5 protein-coding genes and 4 tRNA genes are annotated in these 4,549 nt (G+C 50.1%); 2 read left to right on the forward strand and 7 right to left on the reverse strand.

The window, feature by feature from the left end:
- The 5 genes from NBA72_RS23950 to NBA72_RS23970 all read right to left on the reverse strand — a co-directional run.
- Positions 1–368, reverse strand: a 368-nt coding sequence (locus tag NBA72_RS23950) for a GTP-binding protein (RefSeq protein ID WP_002444880.1), incomplete at its 3' end; no start/stop codon positions are given.
- Between the two features lie 115 nt (positions 369–483).
- Positions 484–559 (reverse strand) — tRNA-Thr (locus tag NBA72_RS23955).
- A 6-nt stretch (positions 560–565) separates the two neighbouring features.
- A tRNA-Gly gene (locus tag NBA72_RS23960) sits at positions 566–640 on the reverse strand.
- Positions 641–756: 116 nt separating this feature from the next.
- Positions 757–841, reverse strand: a tRNA-Tyr gene (locus tag NBA72_RS23965).
- 8 nt (positions 842–849) lie between these two features.
- A tRNA-Thr gene (locus tag NBA72_RS23970) sits at positions 850–925 on the reverse strand.
- 19 nt (positions 926–944) lie between these two features.
- On the opposite strand from NBA72_RS23970, the gene NBA72_RS23975 reads away from it, so the two are divergent.
- The gene (locus NBA72_RS23975) at positions 945–1,118 is read left to right on the forward strand and encodes a hypothetical protein (protein WP_001541267.1); all 174 of its coding nucleotides are present in this window, start codon (positions 945–947) and stop codon (positions 1,116–1,118) included.
- A gap of 208 nt (positions 1,119–1,326) precedes the next feature.
- Entirely contained in the window at positions 1,327–2,277 is a 951-nt protein-coding gene (coaA, locus tag NBA72_RS23980; protein WP_000023068.1) for a type I pantothenate kinase, read from the forward strand.
- Positions 2,278–2,311: 34 nt separating this feature from the next.
- Here coaA and birA read toward each other — a convergent pair whose 3' ends face one another.
- Both birA and murB read right to left on the reverse strand, forming a co-directional pair.
- Positions 2,312–3,274, reverse strand: a complete 963-nt coding sequence (gene birA, locus NBA72_RS23985) for a bifunctional biotin--[acetyl-CoA-carboxylase] ligase/biotin operon repressor BirA (RefSeq protein WP_000655746.1) — start codon at positions 3,272–3,274, stop codon at positions 2,312–2,314.
- A complete protein-coding gene (gene murB / locus NBA72_RS23990; RefSeq protein WP_000149798.1) occupies positions 3,271–4,299 on the reverse strand; it encodes a UDP-N-acetylmuramate dehydrogenase in 1,029 nt (342 codons plus the stop codon). The genes birA and murB overlap by 4 nt, the downstream gene beginning before the upstream one ends.
- Positions 4,300–4,549 lie beyond the last annotated feature (250 nt).

Consider the following 4,549-nt stretch of genomic DNA (forward strand, 5'->3'; position numbering starts at 1 on the left):
CCCAGCAGGATGTGCTCACGGGTCTGCGGCATCGGGCCGTCAGTCGCAGCAACAACCAGGATCGCGCCGTCCATCTGAGCAGCACCGGTGATCATGTTTTTAACATAGTCGGCGTGCCCCGGGCAGTCTACGTGTGCATAGTGGCGGGTCGGGGTATCGTATTCAACGTGAGAAGTGTTGATGGTGATACCACGCGCTTTTTCTTCCGGCGCGTTATCGATCTGGTCGAATGCGCGAGCGGCACCGCCGTAGGTTTTAGCCAGTACGGTAGTAATGGCAGCGGTCAGCGTTGTTTTACCATGGTCAACGTGGCCGATAGTACCGACGTTAACGTGCGGTTTTGTACGTTCAAACTTTTCTTTAGACATCGATTGTCCCTCTAAGACACGGATAAATCGGTGATATCACCACATCAACCAGGCAACACGCCCGACTTGTTGAATGCTAATAAACAGAAGAGAAAAACAGGAAGGAGAAAAGAAGTGGTGCTGATAGGCAGATTCGAACTGCCGACCTCACCCTTACCAAGGGTGCGCTCTACCAACTGAGCTATATCAGCACATCTTGGAGCGGGCAGCGGGAATCGAACCCGCATCATCAGCTTGGAAGGCTGAGGTAATAGCCATTATACGATGCCCGCATCCTGGAACTCGGCTACCTGATTTTCATTCTGCACTGAATATCGAGAGAAACTCTCTTTATTCGAGCCGGTAAGCGAACTTATCGTCTCGGGCTGCGCCATCGCGCGGCCGAAAATGGTGGTGGGGGAAGGATTCGAACCTTCGAAGTCTGTGACGGCAGATTTACAGTCTGCTCCCTTTGGCCGCTCGGGAACCCCACCGGACTTGATGGTGCCGACTACCGGAATCGAACTGGTGACCTACTGATTACAAGTCAGTTGCTCTACCTACTGAGCTAAGTCGGCATCAAGTAGCGCGCATTCTATGGAGACCTGCGTGCTCATGCAACTAAAAAATTGCATAAAATGTTCTATCGCTCACATTTTGCGCTATAAGAGACAAAAATGCTCTAATTTCAAACAAGAGAGCATAAATTTTCGGCATTTTACCGACCGTCTGACCAGGATACGACGCGGCATTTCAACGCTCCGTCGATAGAAAGCAATCTTCTGTATCTGGTATATTCGTCACATTGCTTCTCAGGGATAGCTTTCACAGCGAGATTTTTTCTTATTATTCCTCCCCATCTGGTGTTACCCTCCTGCCCATTGTCCAAATTAACTTAAATGTGACGTGCCGTTGCATGTCAGGGATGGCCCTCGTTCATCGCTGAACTGATGTAGCAATAGCAGCCAGAAACATGCTTATGAGTATAAAAGAGCAATCGTTAATGACGCCTTACCTACAGTTTGATCGCAGCCAGTGGGCTGCGCTTCGCGATTCTGTGCCGATGACCCTGACCGAGGATGAGATCGCGCAGTTAAAAGGCATTAATGAAGATTTATCGCTGGAAGAAGTTGCAGAAATATATTTACCTCTCTCCCGTTTGCTAAATTTCTATATCAGTTCAAATCTGCGTCGTCAGGCTGTCCTGGAACAGTTTCTGGGCACTAACGGCCAGCGAATCCCTTACATCATCAGTATCGCGGGCAGCGTCGCAGTGGGTAAAAGCACGACAGCACGCGTTCTGCAAGCGTTGCTGAGTCGCTGGCCGGAACACCGCCGTGTTGAATTGATTACCACAGACGGCTTCCTCCACCCAAACCAGGTGTTGAAAGAACGCGGGTTAATGAAGAAAAAGGGGTTCCCCGAATCGTATGATATGCACCGACTGGTGAAATTCGTTTCTGACCTCAAGTCGGGCGTACCGAACGTGACGGCGCCAGTCTATTCTCATTTGATTTACGATGTTATTCCTGAAGGGGATAAAACCGTCGCTCAGCCTGATATATTGATTCTTGAAGGTTTGAATGTTTTACAAAGCGGTATGGATTATCCTCACGATCCGCACCATGTATTTGTCTCTGATTTCGTTGATTTCTCTATTTACGTTGATGCGCCAGAAGAACTTCTTCAGACGTGGTATATCAATCGCTTCCTGAAATTCCGCGAAGGGGCGTTTACCGATCCTGACTCTTATTTCCACAATTATGCGAAATTATCTAAAGAAGAAGCTGTTAATACAGCAGCCTCGCTTTGGAAAGAAATTAACTGGTTGAATTTAAAGCAAAATATCTTACCCACGCGAGAACGTGCCAGCCTTATTATGACCAAGAGCGCTAACCATGCGGTGGAACAGGTAAGATTGCGGAAATAACAGAAAAAAGGGGAGTACCGACTCCCCTTTTTTACTATTCGGCGCTTCGCAGCGATATTTCTCCGCCCATCCAGGGTTTAATCACGCCATCCTGTTCAAGCAATAATGCGCCCTGAGTATCAATGCCGCGAGAAATACCAAATATTTCTTTGTCGCCAATAATTAGTTTTACCGGACGATCAATAAAATTATCCAGTTTTTTCCAGCGCGAAAGATAAGGAGAAAGACCTTCTTGCTCAAAAAGCTCAAGCGCAGCACGTAGCTTATAAATCAGCTTTGCGGCCAGCATATTGCGGTCGAGCGTAATTCCGGCCTCTTGTAGTGTGATCCATCCCTGATTTATCACGTCCTCTTCTACGCGACGCATTGCCATGTTAATACCAGCGCCAATCACTATTTGTGCGGCATCGCCCGTTTTACCGGTTAACTCGACCAGAATACCCGCCAGTTTGCGATCCAGCAGGTAGAGGTCGTTAGGCCACTTCACACGAACTTTATCTGCGCCCAGTTCACGCAGCACTTCCGCCATCACAATTCCAATGACCAGACTCAAGCCTATTGCCGCCGCAGGCCCCTGCTCCAGACGCCAGTACATTGAAAGATATAGATTCGCACCAAACGGTGAGAACCATTTACGCCCGCGACGACCACGCCCCGCCTGTTGGTATTCTGCTACACAGGCATCGCCTGAACGCAGCTCGCCAATTCGATCAAGTAAATACTGATTGGTTGAATCGATAACGGGCAATACCGCCACGTTTCCGCTATCCAGTTGGCTATGAATACGGTCAGCATCCAGTAACTGAATGGGTTCCGGCAAGCTATATCCTTTCCCCGGAACGGTAAATACATCTACTCCCCAGTCGCGTAATGTCTGGATATGTTTATTAATCGCCGCGCGGCTCATTCCCAGCCGTTCACCCAACTGCTCGCCTGAGTGAAACTCTCCGTCGGCAAGTAGTGAGATCAGCGTCAGGGGAACGGTAGTATCTTTCATGCAATGCTCTCCACTGCGTTCACCTCTCCGAACTGACCAATAAAGCGAACCTCAGGCTCCAGCCAGACATTAAATTTTTCACCCACTTTTTGCCGGACATGATGCGCCAGCGCCACCACATCTTTACTTGTCGCATCATTCGCATTAATCAATACCAGCGCCTGTTGGCGATGCACCGCAGCGCCGCCAATGGTGACGCCTTTCAACTGACATTGATCTATCAGCCAGCCTGCCGCCAGCTTCACTGAGCCGTCTGCCTGAGGGTAATGCGGCGCGTTGGGAAATCGCTCTAACAGTTCCATAGCGATATCGGCTGCGACAACGGGATTTTTAAAAAAGCTGCCCGCATTGCCATTCACTTTAGGATCCGGCAATTTTGTGGTGCGCATATGGCATACAGCATCAAACACCTGTTGCGCGGTGACCGTTTTCGGGTCCAGACGAGTAAGATCGCCATAGGTCAACACCGGCTGCCATTGCTTTGACAAACGCAGACCCACCGCGACGATCGCAACGCGATCCTGATATTCATTTTTGAAGATACTGTCACGATAGCCGAAACGGCATTCCGCCGCGGACAAACGCAGACGTTTTCCCGTTTCCAGTTCAACGCAGTCAACGTAGTCGCAGACGCGCTGTAGTTCTACGCCATACGCGCCAATATTCTGTATAGGCGAGGAACCAACGCAGCCAGGGATGAGCGCCAGATTCTCCAGGCCGGGCATGTTGTTGTCCAGCGCGTAGCGAACAAGTTGATGCCAGTTTTCGCCTGCGCCGACGTGTAGGTGCCAGGCGTCCGCGGTTTCATTGACCTCAATGCCTTTCAGGCGGTTAAGGATCACGGTGCCGGCGTAATTTTCCAGAAACAGGACATTGCTTCCTTCACCCAGGATCATAACCGGCAGTCCCTCACGAGTTGCTTGCTGCCAGGCGCTCAGTAGTTGTTGTTCGTTTTCAGCGCATACGATGTGCTTTGCACAATGATCAATGCCGAAGGTATTCCAGGGTTTTAGGGAGTGGGTCATGGCTGCTTTCCTGATACTCAATCGGCAATAGTTTACCGTATCTGTGTTGGGAAGGCTTGTGGTTATATTGAGGGTGGATCGGCGCGTCCCTGTAGGCTGGATAAGGCGGAGCCGCCATCCGACAGACCACAGATAAAACAAAAGGCCCAGTCTTTCGACTGAGCCTTTCATTCTATTTGATGCCTGGCAGTTCCCTACTCTCGCATGGGGAGACCCCACACTACCATCGGCGCTACGGCGTTTCACTTCT

Origin of the sequence: Salmonella sp. NW1250 (genome assembly GCF_051812965.1) — a bacterium.
Taxonomy (GTDB): domain Bacteria; phylum Pseudomonadota; class Gammaproteobacteria; order Enterobacterales; family Enterobacteriaceae; genus Salmonella; species Salmonella enterica.